Below are 15,280 nucleotides of genomic sequence, written 5' to 3'. Positions count from 1 at the left end.
AAAACGCCAGCCCCGAGGGGCTGGCGTTGCGCTTCGGGTCGGACGATGATCAGAACTGGTTCATCGTGTTGTCCTTGCCCGCTGCCTTCAGCGCTGCTTCGCCGCTGAAGTATTCCTTGTGGTCGTCGCCGATGTCCGAGCCCGACATGTTCTGGTGCTTCACGCAGGCGATGCCCTGGCGGATTTCCTTGCGCTGCACGCCCGCCACGTAGCCCAGCATGCCCTGGTCGCCGAAGTATTCCTTGGCCAGGTTGTCGGTCGACAGCGCAGCCGTGTGGTACGTCGGCAGCGTGATCAGGTGATGGAAGATGCCGGCTTCACGCGATGCATCGGCCTGGAACGTACGGATCTTCTCGTCGGCGAGCTTGGCCAGTTCGGTCTCGTCGTACTCGACGCTCATCAGCTGCGCACGGTCGTAGGCCGACACGTCCTTGCCTTCCGCCTTCATCGCGTCGTATGCCTGCTGACGGAAATTCAGCGTCCAGTTGAACGACGGGCTGTTGTTGTACACCAGCTTCGCGTTCGGGATCACCTTGCGGATCTCGCTGACCATGCCGCCGATCTGCGCGATATGCGGTTTTTCGGTTTCGATCCACAGCAGGTCGGCGCCGTTCTGCAGCGACGTGATGCAATCGAGCACGCAACGCGCTTCGCCCGTGCCGGCGCGGAACTGGAACAGGTTGCTCGGCAGGCGCTTCGGACGCAGCAGCTTGCCGTCGCGCTTGATGACGACGTCACCGTTGCCCAACTGGTCGGCCGACAGCTCTTCGCAGTCGAGGAACGCATTGTATTGGTCGCCCAGGTCGCCCGGCGTGGCCGTCACGGCGATCTGCTTGGTCAGGCCGGCGCCCAGCGAGTCGGTACGGGCAACGATGATGCCGTCGTCCACGCCCAGTTCCAGGAACGCGTAGCGGATCGCGCGGATCTTAGCGAGGAAGTCCTCGTGCGGCACCGTGACCTTGCCGTCCTGGTGGCCGCACTGCTTCTCGTCCGACACCTGGTTTTCGATCTGGATGCAGCACGCGCCCGCTTCGATGAACTGCTTGGCCAGCAGGTAGGTCGCTTCCGCGTTGCCAAAGCCCGCGTCGATGTCGGCGATGATCGGCACGACGTGCGTCACGTGGTTGTCGATCTTTTCCTGGATCGCTGCCTTGGCCGTCGCGTCCTTCGCCGCGTCCAGCTCGCGGAACAGGCCGCCCAGTTCACGGGCGTCGGCCTGGCGCAGGAACGTGTACAGCTCGCGGATCAGCGCGCTGACCGACGTCTTTTCGTGCATCGACTGGTCCGGCAGCGGGCCGAACTCCGAGCGCAGCGCGGCGACCATCCAGCCCGACAGGTACAGGTAGCGGCGTTCGGTGCTGTTGAAGTGCTTCTTGATGGAGATCATCTTCTGCTGGCCGATGAAACCGTGCCAGCAACCCAGCGACTGCGTGTACTTGGCCGGATCGGCGTCGTACGCGGCCATGTCGGCGCGCATGATCTTCGCGGTGTACTTCGCGATGTCAAGGCCGGTCTTGAACTTGTTCTGGGCACGCATGCGAGCGGCGTACTCGGGGCTGATGGCATTCCACGCGGTGCCGTGGTTTTCCTTCAAGCCAGCCACTGCCTTGATGTCGTCTTGGTACTGGGACATGTCGATCTCCTGGGAACGAAGCGCATTTGAGTAAAGGGTTCAGCGTGCCCGCCCCGTGTGACGAAGCGAACTGCATGGACTCAATATTAATCCTGTCGAGCCCGCTGTCGATCAACTCTTATATAAGACATAAGATATAAATTCCTCTTGTTTTTCAATGAGATAGCTAATCGATTTTGCGATGCAAAACAACTTTTCAAGCGGCGGAAAGACGACGCGGCAAGAATTTCCCGCGAGTTTCGCAATGTGAAAAGCCCTTTCGCAGTTGGAGAAACGCCAGGCGCGGCAGCCTCTGCTTTTGCCACATCGCATGACAAAACGTCTATACTTGGACAATTCATCGATAGCGATCAGCACGCCCGCTTCCCGTGCACTGCGTGCGCCCCCTCCTGGCCGGAGCGACATGAACGACTCTCCCGTTTTCGACACGCTTTGCCATCTGCTGAATACGTCCGGTGCGCGATTCCGCGTGCTCGAACATCCGGCGGAAGGCAAATCCGACGTGATCGCCGCGATCCGCGGCACACGCCCCGAACAAGGGGCGAAGGCGATGCTCTGCACGTTCAAGGACGGTGGCGACACCACCGCGCTCGCCGTGATCCCCGGCCACCTGAAGATCGATTTCCGCAAGGTTGCCGATGCCGTGGGCCGCCGCAAGGCGACGCTCGCATCGCCCGACGTCGCGGCCGCCGTCACGCGCTGCGTGATGGGCGCCGTGCCGCCGTTCGTGTTCGACGCGAACGTGACGCTCGTCGTCGATCCCGCACTGGTCGAACGCAACGCCGAGATCGCATTCAACGCGGGCCGCCTCGACCGCTCGGTCGTGCTCGACTCGGCCGACTACGTGCGGATCGCGCAGCCGTTGCTGGCCGACATCACGCGGCCGGAAACGACCGACGCGCCGTCCCCGCAGGAAAGCGCATGACCACGCACCGCACCCCGCCGCCGTCTGAGCAGGCGTCGCTGATCGAACAGGTGCAGCGCATCGCCGAAGGGCTCGGCGAGATGTTCGCGCCATTCACCGAAGTCGTCGTGCACGACCTGCGCACGCCGGAACACGCGATCCTCGCGATCCACAACAACCTGTCCGGGCGCGCGGTCGGCGATCCGGCGACCGAACTCGGCCTCGCCCGCATCGCCGACGACGATTTCCCGCAGGTGCTCGCGAACTACCCGAACCGCTTCGCCGACGGCCGCACCGCGAAAAGCACGTCGATCGGCATCAAGGATTCGACCGGGCGCTACGTCGCCGCGCTGTGCCTGAACGCCGACGTCACGCTGTTCCGCGGCTTCCAGGGCATGCTGAACCAGTTCTGCCGCACCGACGGCGAGGCCATCGTCGAGACGCTCGACCCGGCCGGCGCCGACGCGATCCGGCAGCGCATCGACGCGTTCGCGACGCGCCTCGCGACGACGCCGCGCGAGCTGAAGACCGACCAGCGCCGCGAGTTGCTGCAAACACTCAAGGCCGACGGCTTCCTCGAGGTGCGCCGCGCGATGGAAATCGTGTCGCAGCATCTTGGCGTCTCGCGCGCGACCGTCTACAACGATGCGAAGTAGAAGTCATACGCGCGCGGCTTCTTCCCAGTTGACTGCTCTTTCCGACTCACGACCCACCATGAACGCTCCGACTCTCCCCACGTATGACGACGTCGCCGCCGCCGCGGCCCGGCTCGAAGGCCATGCGCACCGCACGCCGGTGCTGACTTCGAGAACGGTCGACGAGGCACTCGGCGCGCAGGTGTTCTTCAAGTGCGAGAACCTGCAGCGCATGGGCGCATTCAAGTTCCGCGGCGCGTTCAACGCGCTGTCGCGTTTCAACGCCGAACAGCGCCGCCACGGCGTCGTCGCGTTCTCGTCCGGCAACCATGCACAGGCGATCGCGTTGTCGGCACGCATCCTCGGCATTCCGGCGACGATCGTGATGCCGCAGGACGCACCGGCCGCGAAGATGGCCGCGACACGCGGCTACGGCGGCAACGTCGTGACCTACGACCGCTACACCGAGGACCGCGAGCAGATCGGCCGCGATCTCGCGGAGCAGCACGGGCTCACGCTGATCCCGCCCTACGACCACGCGGACGTGATCGCCGGCCAGGGCACGGCGGCCAAGGAACTGTTCGACGAAGTCGGCCCGCTCGACGCGGTGTTCGCGCCGCTCGGCGGCGGCGGCCTGCTGTCGGGCACCGCGCTCGCCACGCGCGCGCTGTCGCCGCACGCGAAGCTGTACGGCGTCGAGCCCGAAGCCGGTAACGACGGCCAGCAATCGTTCCGGTCCGGCGCGATCGTCCGGATCGACACGCCGCGTACGATCGCCGACGGCGCGCAGACGCAGTACCTCGGCAACCTGACGTTCCCGATCATTCGCCGCGATGTCGACGACATCCTGACCGCGACCGACGCGGAACTGGTCGACTGCATGCGCTTCTTCGCCACGCGTATGAAGATTGTCGTCGAGCCGACCGGCTGCCTGTCGTTCGCCGCCGTGCGGCGGATGAAGGACGCGCTGCAGGGCAAGCGCGTCGGCGTCGTGATCAGCGGCGGCAACGTCGATCTCGAGAACTTCTGCGCGCTGGTATCGACGCCGGCCTGACGCGCGCGGCGTACATGAATATCCTGTAATCCGTGCGTCATTGCGCCTTCACGTCGCGTTAAGTTCCGCGCCCTAGACTGATTACGTTGTCCCGCAGTCAGTCGTGAAGGAGCCACCATGAACACGCACGCGATCGTCGCCGCCGCCCTGGCGGCCGCCTCCCTTTCGGCGTTCGCTCAACCGGGCGCGACGTCCTCCGGTTTCCCCGCCGCATCGCCGCACGACGCCGTCGCGCAGGCGATGCGCCGCTCGCCCGGCGCGCTGCCGCACGCCGGCTTCGTGCTCGCGAAGATCGATCAGAACAATTCGCCGCCCGATCGCGGCGGCGACCCGGGCGGCCGCTCGCACGCCGGCACGCACATGTAACGGCGCGCGCCGGGCACTGCTGCCGCGCCCGGTCCCGCCGGCATTCAGAACGACGGCAGCGACGGATCGCGCGCAGCAAGAATGTCGCCGGTACGCCGCTGCAGCGCGCCGTCGATCGTCTCCGGTTGCGGAATCAGCCAGTAGCGCCCTGCGCGGATGCCGTCGAACACCCGTTCGGCAAACGCGTCGGGCGTGAGCCCGTGTGCGTTCAGCATCGCGCGCATCGTGTCGACGAAACCGCGCACCTCGGGCCGGTCGTGCGCGGCGCCGAACGGATCGTTGAAGATGCCCGACTGCACGGGCCCCGGCGCGAGCAGCGATACGCCGACCGGCGCGCCGAGCATCTTCAGTTCTCCATATAGCGACTCGGTCAGTGCGACCACCGCGAACTTCGTCGCAGAATACGGCGACATCAGCGGGCTCGGCAGGAAGCCGCCGACCGATGCGGTGTTCACGACCCGCGCCGGCATATTGCGCTCGAGCATCCGCGGCACGAAGCTGCGGACTCCGTTCAGCACGCCGTGCACGTTGATCGCGAAGCTGCGCTCGAAGCGTTCCGGCGTGATTTCCCAGCTGAAGCCCGTCGCCATCACGCCCGCGTTGTTGAACAGCAGGTCGACGCCGCCGAAACGCCGCCACGCGGCTTCGGCCAGCGCGTCGACGGCTTCCGGCCGGCTGACGTCGGTCGGCACGCACAGCACGTCGGTATCGAGCGTCGCGGCGAACGCATCGAGCTTCGCCGGATCGAGATCGGCCAGCACGACGCGCATGCCGAGCGCGGCCGCATGGCGTGCCAGCCCGCTGCCGATGCCGCTGGCCGCGCCGGTGATCACGGCGGTGCCGCCGTCGAAGCGAATCGAATTCGTCATGTCAGTCAGAGTCCTGTGGGGTCGAGGAGAGAATGCGCGTATGCGGGAATCACCGGCGGCGGCAGCGGCGTGCGGCCGTCGAGCGAGCGCGCCGCGCGTGGCTGCGCGAGCGGGAAATGCAGGCTGTGCGTGACGAGGCCCGTGCGCTCGCGCGCCGGCAGGCTGCACAGCGCGAACGTGCACTTGCCGGCCAGGATCGGGGCTGGGGTGTCGGTCATGATGTCTCCAGTCGTTTCGATGCGTGTTGTTCGGCCCGCGATATCCGCAACATGCGGCACGAGCCTGGTTTTCGCCTCGCCCGTTTGAACGAGATCGAGTGCGCGGGCCGCCTGTTCGAGCGGAAAACTGGCGACGCGCGGCTTCGTCGGCGAGGCGGCGTTCCGGCGCGCGTTCGCGCGCGCCCCATTCATCAGACGATAAACACGGCATCGACGCATGACGGAAAGGATTCGGAAAGCGATGGCCGGGTAATGACGTTTTTTCGCATCCCCGCACGGCGCGGCAATTGACGCGCCCGAGCGCACGCCATTACCCTTGCGCGCTGATGGTTCCCAGGGATGGGATCAAAAGGGAACGCAGGAGGGGCAATGCCTCGAATCTGCGGCTGCCCCCGCAACTGTGAGCGGCGAATCCGTGCCTCTGCATGCCACTGGGAAACCGGGAAGGCCTGCACGGATGACGACCCGCGAGCCAGGAGACCTGCCATCGACCCGAGGTCCAGCAGCCGCACCGGGCGGGGTGTCCCGATGCGCCAGGCGCCGCCGTTGGCGGTCGCCCGTTGCATGGACGTCCCGACCTCAGGATCCGTCAGATGTCCTTCGTTCCCGAATCCGCTTCCGTGCCGGAAGCGTCGCACCGACACGCCGTCGCTGTGCGCAACCTGCCCGCCGTCCGCTCACGATCGCCGTACGCGCAACACGCTTTCTCCCGCTGTCTCATGAACATTCGCTACCTGCTCGCCACGTCCGCCGCCACCGCGCTGCTTGCTCCGATCGCCCATGCCGCCGGCGACACCGCGCTCCCCCAATCCGCCCAGCCAGCGGAAAGCGCCGACCTGCCGACGATCAGCGTGACCGACACGCGTCGCCTGCCCGAATCGTTCGACGGACGCTATGCGTCGACCCAGGTCCTCACGCGAACCGATCTCGACCGGCTGTCGCCGAGCGACCCGAGCATCACGCAGGCACTCGCGACGCTGCCCGGCGTGACCGTGTCGCAAACCGGCGGCCCCGGCTCGTCCGCATCGGTCAGCATCCGGGGCTCGTCGGCGAGCCAGGTCGCCGTGTTCATCGACGGCATCCGGATCGGCTCGCCGACCACCGGCATCGCGCCGTGGGCCGACCTGCCGACGGATGCGTTCGAACGGGTCGAGGTGATTTCGGGGCCGGCCGCCGCGTCGTTCGGCGCCAACGCGATGGGCGGTGTCGTGCAGCTGTTCACGCGCCGCTCGTCGAACCAGCCGAACCAGACCATCGTGTCGTTCGGCGGCGGGTCGAACAAGACCTTCGACACGCAGCTGCGCACGTCGGGCACGGTGCCGTCGACCGGCCCGCTCGCCGCGCTCGGCGGGCTCACCTACTCGCTCGGCCTGCACGCGTACAACACGGCCGGCATCGATTCGACGCGGCCCGTCCTGCCGTATCACGAGGACGGCCGCAATCCGTATCACGCGCAGGATCTCGATGCGCGCCTCGGCTACGCGCGCGACAACTGGTCGATCTCGACGTTCGCGCTCTATCACCGCTCCGACCTGTCCTTCGACAACAGCGGCTATGCGAACCGCGAGCTCGATCACCAGCTGACGACCGGGCTCGCGTTCCATCTCGACATCACGCCCGATACGCAGTTCGACCAGTCGTTCGGTTATGCGAACGATCGCCAGTTCCTCTATGCGAGCGATCCGGCCATCCCGACCGGCCAGATCGATTCGCAGCGCATCAGCACGTCGACGTCGCTGACCCATCAGGCGCGCGGATTCCACCTGTTCGGCCTGCCGCTGTCGGGCGAGAGCAAGCTCGCGTACGATTTCACGCGCGAACAGGCGTTCCTGCCGGTCGATGCACCCGGCGGCATTCCGACGCGCAACGACTCCGCGTTCTCGCTGCACCAGTCGGCCACGCTCGGCAGCGTGACGCTGTTCCTCGCGGGGCGTCGCGAGATCATCGCCGGACAAGGCGTGAACACCGGCAATGCCGCGCTGTCGTGGGCGATCACGCCGGTCTACACGGCTCGCGTGTCGTACGGCAATGCCTTCCGCCTGCCGAGTTTCAACGACCTGTACTACCCCGGCTACGGCAATCCGAACCTCAGCCCGGAACGCAGCACGTCGGTCGAGGCCGCGCTCGACGCGAACACGTCGTACGGCACGTTTTCCGCGGCGATCTACGACACGCGCGTCAGCAACCTGATCGCCTACAACCCGGCGACGTATTCGCCGATGAACATCGGCCGCGCGCATATCCGCGGAATCGACCTGTCGTACAAGGGGACGATCGGCCGCTACACGCCGGTGAGCGTCGCGATCGGCATACTGAATCCGCAGGACGAGACCCATGACAGCTGGCTGAACCGCCGGCCGCGCCAGACGGTCAGCCTGAACGTGGACCACACGTGGGACGAACTGCACCTGCACGCGCTCAGCACGGGGGCGGCGCTGAACTACGGCGGTACGACGTTCGACGATCCGGTCAACGCGACGTACCTGCCGTCGTACCTGACCGTGAACCTGCGCGCGTCGTACCGGATCAATTCGCACCTGACGGTGTCGGCCACGCTGTCGAACCTGTTCGACCGGCAATACATGACCGCGTACGGCTACAACACGCTCGGGCGGACTGCGTTCGGGAAGGTCAGTTATACGTTCTGACGGGCCGGCGCCTTGGCGCCAGCGTCGGGGTACTAGACAAGGCCGCGCACGCCCGCGGCCAGCTGGATCACGCCGAATGCCGCGATGACGGCGGCCGACACGCGCGACAACCGGTGCATGAACGCGAACGACATCCTCGTGCGCAGCGCGGCCGTCGCGCCGCTCAGGCACAGCCACCAGGTTGCCGAACCGACGAACACGCCGGCGACCATCCATTCGACCGCCGGCCGCATCGCCCCTTCGTGTGAACCCGACAGCGGGCCGAGGGCCGCGAAAATCCCGACGAACGACAGGATCGTCATCGGGTTCGACAGCGTCAGGCCGAACGTCGTCAGGAAGTCGCGCAGGATGGTCGTGCGCGGCAGGTCGCGCTGCGGCGCCGACACGGCCGGCGGCTGGCGCGCGATGGACCACGCAAGCCACACGAGGAACGCGCCGCCGGCGATCTTGAGGGCGACGGTCAGCATCGGGAATGCGGTGACGATGCCCGCGATACCCAGCGCGCCGAGCAGGCCGTAGATCGCATCGGCGCACGCGGCACCGATGCCCGTCGCGAACCCTGCCTGAAAACCGCGGCTCAGGCTGCGCTGAATGCACAGCATGCCGATCGGGCCGACCGGCACCGCGATCGACAGCCCCATCACGACGGACTTGATGAACAGCATCGCCTGCTCCTTGCGACATGCAACGAATTGAACAGGCATCGTAGGGAAAATCCGGTCACCGCTGAATGCAGTTTTTAAGGAAAAATGGAGACTCCACCTTAAAAAATACCGCCGCGATGGATGATCTGGACTGGAAGGTACTGGCGCTGTTGCAGGCCAACGCCCGCATCAGCTATACGGAACTCGCGCGCCAGGTTCACCTGTCGGTGCCGGCGGTGACGGAGCGCGTGAAGCGCCTCGAGGCGTCCGGCGTCATCGAGGGCTATACGGCCCGGATCAATCCGGCCGCGGCCGGCTACCCGGTGAGCGCGCTGATCGGCATCACGGTGCCGCAGCCGGCCAAGGCCAAATTCCTCAAGCTGCTGGAAGCGATTCCCGAAGTCGTCGAGTGCCGACACGTGACGGGCGCGGATTCGTACGTGATGCGGTTCGTCGCGACCAGCATGACCCATCTCGAACAGTTGATCGAGCGTATCAACCTGTACGGCGAAACGCGCACGTCGATCGTGATGTCGACGCCCGTGCCGGTGCGCGGGCTGGCGCGACCGCCGTCGAAGCTCGACGGCAATCGCGGCTGACGCGCTGATCGCCGCTGTCGGCCCGGCCGCGCCGCGAAAGTCGTGAGCGGCGGCGACCGGCCGATCTCAAGCCAGCGGCCGGCCATCCCCCTTTTCCAAGATGACCGACGCGCTCCGGCTACTTGCCGGCGACTCCGCCCGTCACACCGCCGAGCAGGCCACCCACCAGCGACGTGACGGGCGCGAGCGGATTGCCCGTGCCGCCCGACGCCGCACCGCCGCCCGTACCGGCCCCGGGGCCGTTTATCACCATCGCCGGCATGCCGCCGGCGACGCTGATCACCAGACCGGGAATCGGCGCGCCGCCGTTCGCGCCTTTCGGACTCACGAGGCCGCCCGCATTGGTCACCGTGTTGCCGACCGCTGACACGACCTGGCCGACGGCGCCGACGATCGGCTGCGACGACGCCGACGCCACCTTGCCGCCCGCCGAGGTGATCGCCGCGCCGACCTGTCCGAGCAGGCCGGCAACCGGCTGTCCGAGGCCCGTTGCCGTGCCGACCTGCTGCGTGAGCTGGCCGGTGGTGGTGACGAGCGGCGTGATCGCGGTGCTGATCGCCTGCGTCGCCTGTTGCACCGGGCCCGACGACAGCGTCGAACCGAGTGTCGCGCCGGCGCCCTGGAGACCGCCGGCCACCGTATCGAGCAGGCCGCCGATGGGCGCCGTGATCGGCGCCAGCGGTGCGAGCGGCCCGGTGCCGAGCGCCGTCGCGGTCTGGCTCAGGCCCGTGACCGGGCTGCTCGCCGAGCCGACGAGCGAGCCGAGGCCGGCAACGGTCGTGCCGACCGGATTCGATGCGATGCCGATCCGGCCGATCCCGTTGCTCACCGCATTGGCGGTATCGCGAATGATCGTGCCGGCGCCGTTGACCGTGTTGCCGAGTCCGGCCGTCACGTCCTTGCCGACGGGAGGCGTCACGCCGTCGATCGTCGTGCCCGCGGCCATGACGACGCCGCCGACGGAGCTGATGATGCCGTTCGTGCCCGGCGTGCCGCTGGTCCCGAAGCCGCTGGTGTTGCCGCTGCTCGAACCGCTGCTGCTCGTGCCGCTGCTGCTTGTGCCGCTGCTACCGCTCGTGCCGCTGCTGCCGCTCGTGCCACTGGCCCCGCTCGTGCTCGCCCCGATGTTGTTGCCCGACAGCGTCGGCGCCGTGATGTCCCCGCCGCCGCATGCCGCCAGCGCACACGCCGCAGCAACGGCGGCGAGCGCGACATTCGCGTTGATGAAATGTTTGTGCATGGAAGTCCCCGTCTGCTATTCAACTCCGGGCTTCCGGCAAGCATCTACCGTGCCATCGCGATCAGAACCGCTGGTGGTCCCGCAATCTCAGCGGATCCCCCGTCCCGACGCCCGTGGCACGCACCACGCACGGCGCCGTCGCCCGATCTTTCGGCGCACGCGCACCTTACGTTCCGATAACACATGCGTAACACGAATCCGGTGTTACGTAGCACTACATGTCAAACGACCGCGCGCTGCGTCGCCGCCTCCTTCGAGCGCCCCCAAACGATGCTATCGTCGATACCTGCCCGAAAGCCTGCAATCCGTGCCGCCGGCGCCCCGATCCCCGGACCAGACAGACGATGAACAACCCGCGAGCCATCCTGAGCGCCGCCGATATCGCGGCGATGGAACCCGAGCATTCCGTCCATCCGCTGAACGCGAATGCCGTCCGCCTGAAGCGGTCACTGGGTGACGCCACCGGGCTGACGCAACTGGGCTTCCATCTGATGACGTTGATGCCGGGTCACGAATCGACCGAATATCACCGGCACCTGTACGGCGAGGAATGCGTCTACGTGCTGTCCGGATTCGGCGAGGCAACCATCGGCGGCCAGACCTGTCCGGTCGGCCCGGGAGACTTCATGGGATTCCCGCGCGGCGGCCCCGCGCATACGATGCTCAATACCGGCGACCTGCCGCTCGTCTATATCGTCGCCGGCGATCGGCCGGAGCACGACGTGTGCGACTACCCGAAACTCGGCAAGCGGCTGTACAAGGCGGGCGCCAACAAGGTGTTCGTCGATCACGACGAATAGCGTCACCCGTCACGGCCGCTTGACGAGCTTCACGATCGTGAGCGTGCCATTGACGCGTTCAACCCGAACCCGGACCTTGTCGCCCGCATGCAGCGACGGGATCATCGCCACGTCGCCGACCTTGAACGCCATCGTCATCGGCGGCATCCCGACGTTGTCGAGCGCACCGTGCTTCAGCGTCACCCGCCCGCGCCCGGCATCGACCGCCCTGACCTCGGCATCGGTCAACTTCGCATCCGGCGCCGACGTCGTCGTGTCGCCCATTTGCATGCCGGACATGTCGCCGCCCGCGAACACCGGCATCGCGACGACAGCCATCGCGCACCAAGCGGCGACGGCATGAAACCAGGTTTTCATCGAAAGTCTCCCGACGGGCCCCGCAAGTTTCCGCTGCCGGGCGGCGGCGCCCGTCACACGATCAACGTCGCACCGGCCCACGCGATCAGCACGATGCCCAGCGCGCGGCTGATGCGTTCGCCGCCGGGCAGGACTTTTTCCGCGAACACGAGGAGCGACAACGCGGCAATCCACACGACGTTCATCACGCCGCCGACGAACAGCAGCGCCATCAGTAGCCAGCAGCAGCCCACGCAGTACGCGCCGTGACGCGCGCCGAGCAGGAAACTGCCAGCGATACCCGGACGCCAGTGCGCAACCAGGAACGCCGCCGGCGCACGGCATTGCCGCAGGCACGCGCGCTTCAGCGGCGAGAATTGATAGAGCCCGGCGAGCGCCAGGACGACAGCGGAAAGGACCGCGCTCTTCGACCACAGCATCATCGAGGAGATCAATCCGGCCGGCTGCAGCATCGCCTGCAGCAGCGCGGCGCCGATCGAGAACGCGAGCCAGGCCGTCAGGTAGCCGGCCAGCAGCGACACCGACGTGAACGCCGAGCCGGAAGGGCCGCCGCGATGCCGCAGCACGCGCCGGTACAGCATCACGAGCGGCGCCGCGCCGGGCGTCATCATCGCGATCATCATGACCCACCACATCGCGATCACGGTCGGCAGCGATGGATCCATGCTGCCCGTGTCGTCCGCGAGACGGTGCGGAAAGAGCGCGAACGTCGTCATGTCCAGTGCCGACATGCCGGTCCCCGCACCGGTCCACAGGTAGAACCAGCACACGCCGGCGAGCGCGGCCATCGCGAGCAGCGTGATGACGCGCTCGCGGCCGAGCCAGGTGTCGAACGGGGTCATGCCGCGACGCGATGCCGGATCAATCCGTGGTTGTTCATGTGCAGCCGCGCGAACTGCGCATAGGTGCCGTCGAGATTCAACACGATGTTGCCTTGCGAGCGCCCCGAGCCCGAGCCGATTTCCGCCACCTCGTATTCGAAACCGTGCGGCAGGTCGATCCGCGCGCGATGCTCGGCGCCCGTCACCGGGTTGCGGATCGGTTCGCCGGTTGCGTCGAACACGCCGTCGACGTGAATCCGGCCGCGCCGCGCATCGACATCGACGTCGAAATCGATCGTCGTGAAGATCGGATCGAACGCGTGCTCGAGCGTCGACGCGTACACCGAGAACATCGTCGCGAATGGATCGGTATCCTGACCGGTCATGATCTTCAGCACGGCATCGCGCTGCTCGGGGCTGGCACGTTCGTCGACGATCGGCTGGCACTTGCCCCGGCCTTCGTGAACGGCACCCGGCCACTGGAACACGACCGCGATCCTCACACCATCGAGCACCACGTCGCCGTAGTGGCCGCTGTCGATCGATATCGCCCCCATCGCTTCGCAATTGCCGTTGGTCGGCAACGCATTGAACTGGCACGGGCAACCGTATGAGCAATTGCAGCTGATCATTTCGGTACCCTGAATCTCCCACGGCGTCATGGCTCCACCTCGCGCTCGGTGACATGCAAACGCTTCGAATCTAGTGCACGCAATGGGGAAATCAAAGCAGGAATGGCGGTGTGAAAACCCTGCGTACCGGCTGCGCACGACGCGTGTCGGCACGCGCCCGCAACGCGGCTCCGGCCACCGTCTCGCCGCCCCGATCTCAAACGAACAACGACGCGACGATCGCGCACCACACCGCACTCGCACCGCACAAAAACACGCGCCGCGCGACGAACATCCGCGACTCGTCGTCGGGCGTTTTCATCGGCGACGTCGCGAGAAACGGCACGCTGGCGAGGCACGCGAAGCCCGCGAGCGCGGGCACGATCACGACGTAGTCGCCGAACCGCCAGGGCAGCGGTTCGTGCAGCCCCCAGTAGCCGAGAAACAGCATGCCCAGCGAAAACATCGTCGCGGCCGCCGAACTGAGCGCGACCACCGATCCGGTCGGAAATTGCATGGGAGCCTCCCCTCGCGCCGTACGCGCGCTACAACGCATTCCGGTCGGAACCACCGTGATCTCGCCTGCGGGCAGCAAGTTTGTGCGTGGTTTTCCGGCTCGCTTGAATCCGCAACGGAATCGCCATCGAGCGGCGAATACGCGTTGTCACGGATTGACAGGATTGACGCGAACGCCGGCTGCTTCGGGATCGTTCAGGGGAAATCGTGCGCCACGCCTCTAGCCCGGCTTCTTCCCCGACTGCGCGAACGTCATCCATCCGACCACCGCGGTGGCGATCCAGCAACACGTGAGCAGCAGGTCGAGATTCATCCAGCCCTCGAAATTCGCGCTGTTTTCGAAACTGCAGCGCTGACGGCCCCTGACCCACATGCAGCCGCTGATCAGTTGGTCGATGTGCATGTAGATGCTGTATGCCGCAACGGCCGAGGCGATGACGGCGACCCGCAGGCTCATGCTCTTTTTCATTGGTGCTGGACGCGTGTGGTGAACTCCTGCCGATCTTAAGCCAAGGGCGATGTGTCACGCAATTGATCGGGTATCGTCCCGATTGACCGGCACGCGCGAAAGATGTGCGCCCCGCTCACCCGCCGATCGGCCTGATCGTCCTCAGGCAGTCCGCCGCCAGTTGTTGATAGATCCGCGTGCCGCTCGCCTTCGCTTCGATCTCCGCGTCGCTCAGCCGCCGCACGACGCGCCCCGGCACCCCCGCGAGCAGCACGCCGCCCGGCACGTCGTAACCGGCCTTCACGAACGCGCACGCGGCGACGATCGTCGTCGCCCCGATCGTCGCGCCGTCCATCACGACCGCGTTCATCCCGATCATCGTGTCGGGTTCGAGCGTCGCGCCATGCACGATCGCGCCGTGGCCGACGTGGCTGTTCACGCCGAGCCGGCATGTCTCGCCGATCCCGACATGCAGCACGCAGCCGTCCTGCACGTTGCTGCCGTCCTCCACGACGATCGCACCGAAGTCGCCGCGCAGGCTCGCATGCGGACCGATGTAGCAGCGCGCACCGATCGTCACGTCGCCGATCACGACCGCGGTCGGGTCGACATACGCGGACGGGTCGACGCGCGGCCGCATCCCGTTGAATTCGAACAGCGGCATCGTCAAAGCGCCGCGACGACTTCCGGCACGAGCGCGAACAGGTCACCGACCACGCCGTAGTCGGCCACGCTGAAAATCGGTGCCTCCGGATCCTTGTTGATCGCGACGATCATCTTCGAATCCTTCATGCCGGCCAGATGCTGGATCGCGCCCGAAATACCGACTGCGATGTACAACTGCGGTGCGACGATCTTGCCGGTCTGGCCGACCTGGTAGTCGTTCGGCACGTAGCCGGCGTCGACTGCCGCGCGCG

19 protein-coding genes and 1 riboswitch are annotated in these 15,280 nt (G+C 66.5%); of the genes, 7 read left to right on the top strand and 12 right to left on the bottom strand.

Annotation, left to right across the window (positions count from 1 at the left end):
• Positions 1-49: 49 nt before the first annotated feature.
• Complete coding sequence (locus DIE03_RS02965; RefSeq protein ID WP_124447331.1) at positions 50-1,633, bottom strand: isocitrate lyase; 1,584 nt, start codon at positions 1,631-1,633, stop codon at positions 50-52.
• Between the two features lie 403 nt (positions 1,634-2,036).
• On the opposite strand from DIE03_RS02965, the gene DIE03_RS02960 reads away from it, so the two are divergent.
• From DIE03_RS02960 to DIE03_RS02945, 4 genes are all read left to right on the top strand, one after another.
• Positions 2,037-2,558, top strand: a complete 522-nt coding sequence (locus DIE03_RS02960; RefSeq protein WP_124447329.1) for a YbaK/prolyl-tRNA synthetase associated domain-containing protein — start codon at positions 2,037-2,039, stop codon at positions 2,556-2,558.
• On the top strand, positions 2,555-3,193 hold the full coding sequence (locus DIE03_RS02955) for a transcriptional regulator (RefSeq protein WP_124447327.1): 639 nt from the start codon (positions 2,555-2,557) through the stop codon (positions 3,191-3,193). The genes DIE03_RS02960 and DIE03_RS02955 overlap by 4 nt, the downstream gene beginning before the upstream one ends.
• Positions 3,194-3,251: 58 nt before the next feature.
• Entirely contained in the window at positions 3,252-4,226 is a 975-nt protein-coding gene (locus DIE03_RS02950) for a threo-3-hydroxy-L-aspartate ammonia-lyase (RefSeq protein WP_124447325.1), read from the top strand.
• Positions 4,227-4,343: 117 nt separating this feature from the next.
• Entirely contained in the window at positions 4,344-4,592 is a 249-nt protein-coding gene (locus tag DIE03_RS02945; RefSeq protein WP_124447323.1) for a hypothetical protein, read from the top strand.
• A 44-nt stretch (positions 4,593-4,636) separates the two neighbouring features.
• Here DIE03_RS02945 and DIE03_RS02940 read toward each other — a convergent pair whose 3' ends face one another.
• Positions 4,637-5,461 (bottom strand): SDR family NAD(P)-dependent oxidoreductase, encoded by an 825-nt coding sequence (locus tag DIE03_RS02940; RefSeq protein WP_124447321.1) that lies wholly within the window; start codon positions 5,459-5,461, stop codon positions 4,637-4,639.
• Between the two features lie 5 nt (positions 5,462-5,466).
• On the bottom strand, positions 5,467-5,679 hold the full coding sequence (locus DIE03_RS02935) for a hypothetical protein (RefSeq protein WP_409364408.1): 213 nt from the start codon (positions 5,677-5,679) through the stop codon (positions 5,467-5,469).
• A 310-nt stretch (positions 5,680-5,989) separates the two neighbouring features.
• Positions 5,990-6,183, top strand: a riboswitch (cobalamin riboswitch).
• 215 nt (positions 6,184-6,398) lie between these two features.
• On the opposite strand from DIE03_RS02935, the gene DIE03_RS02925 reads away from it, so the two are divergent.
• Positions 6,399-8,327, top strand: coding sequence for a TonB-dependent receptor domain-containing protein (locus tag DIE03_RS02925; protein WP_124447319.1), 1,929 nt, complete (start codon positions 6,399-6,401; stop codon positions 8,325-8,327).
• Between the two features lie 32 nt (positions 8,328-8,359).
• On the opposite strand, the gene DIE03_RS02920 is transcribed toward DIE03_RS02925, so the two are convergent.
• A complete protein-coding gene (locus DIE03_RS02920) occupies positions 8,360-8,992 on the bottom strand; it encodes a LysE family translocator (protein WP_124448115.1) in 633 nt (210 codons plus the stop codon).
• Between the two features lie 116 nt (positions 8,993-9,108).
• On the opposite strand from DIE03_RS02920, the gene DIE03_RS02915 reads away from it, so the two are divergent.
• Positions 9,109-9,570 (top strand): Lrp/AsnC family transcriptional regulator, encoded by a 462-nt coding sequence (locus DIE03_RS02915; protein WP_124447317.1) that lies wholly within the window; start codon positions 9,109-9,111, stop codon positions 9,568-9,570.
• Between the two features lie 118 nt (positions 9,571-9,688).
• Here the strand turns inward: DIE03_RS02915 and DIE03_RS02910 are convergent, their stop codons facing one another.
• Complete coding sequence (locus DIE03_RS02910) at positions 9,689-10,810, bottom strand: collagen-like triple helix repeat-containing protein (RefSeq protein WP_124447315.1); 1,122 nt, start codon at positions 10,808-10,810, stop codon at positions 9,689-9,691.
• Positions 10,811-11,154: 344 nt separating this feature from the next.
• Between DIE03_RS02910 and DIE03_RS02905 the strand changes: the two genes are divergently transcribed.
• The gene (locus tag DIE03_RS02905; RefSeq protein WP_124447313.1) at positions 11,155-11,610 is read left to right on the top strand and encodes a cupin domain-containing protein; all 456 of its coding nucleotides are present in this window, start codon (positions 11,155-11,157) and stop codon (positions 11,608-11,610) included.
• Between the two features lie 9 nt (positions 11,611-11,619).
• Here the strand turns inward: DIE03_RS02905 and DIE03_RS02900 are convergent, their stop codons facing one another.
• The 7 genes from DIE03_RS02900 to DIE03_RS02870 all read right to left on the bottom strand — a co-directional run.
• Complete coding sequence (locus tag DIE03_RS02900) at positions 11,620-11,967, bottom strand: copper-binding protein (protein WP_124447311.1); 348 nt, start codon at positions 11,965-11,967, stop codon at positions 11,620-11,622.
• Between the two features lie 53 nt (positions 11,968-12,020).
• Positions 12,021-12,809 carry a DUF2182 domain-containing protein gene (locus DIE03_RS02895; RefSeq protein ID WP_124447309.1) on the bottom strand — a complete coding sequence of 263 codons (789 nt, stop codon included), beginning with the start codon at positions 12,807-12,809 and terminating at the stop codon, positions 12,021-12,023.
• Positions 12,806-13,450, bottom strand: coding sequence for a DUF1326 domain-containing protein (locus DIE03_RS02890; RefSeq protein WP_124447307.1), 645 nt, complete (start codon positions 13,448-13,450; stop codon positions 12,806-12,808). The genes DIE03_RS02895 and DIE03_RS02890 overlap by 4 nt, the downstream gene beginning before the upstream one ends.
• A gap of 166 nt (positions 13,451-13,616) precedes the next feature.
• On the bottom strand, positions 13,617-13,916 hold the full coding sequence (locus tag DIE03_RS02885; protein ID WP_124447305.1) for a hypothetical protein: 300 nt from the start codon (positions 13,914-13,916) through the stop codon (positions 13,617-13,619).
• 219 nt (positions 13,917-14,135) lie between these two features.
• Positions 14,136-14,384 carry a hypothetical protein gene (locus DIE03_RS02880; RefSeq protein ID WP_124447303.1) on the bottom strand — a complete coding sequence of 83 codons (249 nt, stop codon included), beginning with the start codon at positions 14,382-14,384 and terminating at the stop codon, positions 14,136-14,138.
• Positions 14,385-14,499: 115 nt separating this feature from the next.
• A complete protein-coding gene (locus tag DIE03_RS02875) occupies positions 14,500-15,027 on the bottom strand; it encodes a transferase hexapeptide repeat family protein (RefSeq protein WP_124447301.1) in 528 nt (175 codons plus the stop codon).
• Positions 15,028-15,029: 2 nt separating this feature from the next.
• Positions 15,030-15,280 (bottom strand): electron transfer flavoprotein subunit alpha/FixB family protein (locus tag DIE03_RS02870; RefSeq protein WP_221623670.1); only part of this gene is annotated, 251 nt, incomplete at its 5' end.

Origin of the sequence: Burkholderia sp. Bp8992 (genome assembly GCF_003853705.1) — a bacterium.
Classification (GTDB): domain Bacteria; phylum Pseudomonadota; class Gammaproteobacteria; order Burkholderiales; family Burkholderiaceae; genus Burkholderia.
The sequence above is the reverse complement of the archived record's forward strand: the minus strand, read 5'-3'. Positions and strand labels throughout refer to the sequence as shown.

Bases quoted from the DNA above. Each gene is read 5' to 3' on its own strand.
- DIE03_RS02965 (WP_124447331.1), bottom strand. From the start codon at position 1,633: ATGTCCCAGTACCAAGACGACATCAAGGCAGTGGCTGGCTTGAAGGAA.
- DIE03_RS02960 (WP_124447329.1), top strand. From the start codon at position 2,037: ATGAACGACTCTCCCGTTTTCGACACGCTTTGCCATCTGCTGAATACG.
- DIE03_RS02955 (WP_124447327.1), top strand. From the start codon at position 2,555: ATGACCACGCACCGCACCCCGCCGCCGTCTGAGCAGGCGTCGCTGATC.
- DIE03_RS02950 (WP_124447325.1), top strand. From the start codon at position 3,252: ATGAACGCTCCGACTCTCCCCACGTATGACGACGTCGCCGCCGCCGCG.
- DIE03_RS02945 (WP_124447323.1), top strand. From the start codon at position 4,344: ATGAACACGCACGCGATCGTCGCCGCCGCCCTGGCGGCCGCCTCCCTT.
- DIE03_RS02940 (WP_124447321.1), bottom strand. From the start codon at position 5,461: ATGACGAATTCGATTCGCTTCGACGGCGGCACCGCCGTGATCACCGGC.
- DIE03_RS02935 (WP_409364408.1), bottom strand. From the start codon at position 5,679: ATGACCGACACCCCAGCCCCGATCCTGGCCGGCAAGTGCACGTTCGCG.
- DIE03_RS02925 (WP_124447319.1), top strand. From the start codon at position 6,399: ATGAACATTCGCTACCTGCTCGCCACGTCCGCCGCCACCGCGCTGCTT.
- DIE03_RS02920 (WP_124448115.1), bottom strand. From the start codon at position 8,992: ATGCTGTTCATCAAGTCCGTCGTGATGGGGCTGTCGATCGCGGTGCCG.
- DIE03_RS02915 (WP_124447317.1), top strand. From the start codon at position 9,109: ATGGATGATCTGGACTGGAAGGTACTGGCGCTGTTGCAGGCCAACGCC.
- DIE03_RS02910 (WP_124447315.1), bottom strand. From the start codon at position 10,810: ATGCACAAACATTTCATCAACGCGAATGTCGCGCTCGCCGCCGTTGCT.
- DIE03_RS02905 (WP_124447313.1), top strand. From the start codon at position 11,155: ATGAACAACCCGCGAGCCATCCTGAGCGCCGCCGATATCGCGGCGATG.
- DIE03_RS02900 (WP_124447311.1), bottom strand. From the start codon at position 11,967: ATGAAAACCTGGTTTCATGCCGTCGCCGCTTGGTGCGCGATGGCTGTC.
- DIE03_RS02895 (WP_124447309.1), bottom strand. From the start codon at position 12,809: ATGACCCCGTTCGACACCTGGCTCGGCCGCGAGCGCGTCATCACGCTG.
- DIE03_RS02890 (WP_124447307.1), bottom strand. From the start codon at position 13,450: ATGACGCCGTGGGAGATTCAGGGTACCGAAATGATCAGCTGCAATTGC.
- DIE03_RS02885 (WP_124447305.1), bottom strand. From the start codon at position 13,916: ATGCAATTTCCGACCGGATCGGTGGTCGCGCTCAGTTCGGCGGCCGCG.
- DIE03_RS02880 (WP_124447303.1), bottom strand. From the start codon at position 14,384: ATGAAAAAGAGCATGAGCCTGCGGGTCGCCGTCATCGCCTCGGCCGTT.
- DIE03_RS02875 (WP_124447301.1), bottom strand. From the start codon at position 15,027: ATGCCGCTGTTCGAATTCAACGGGATGCGGCCGCGCGTCGACCCGTCC.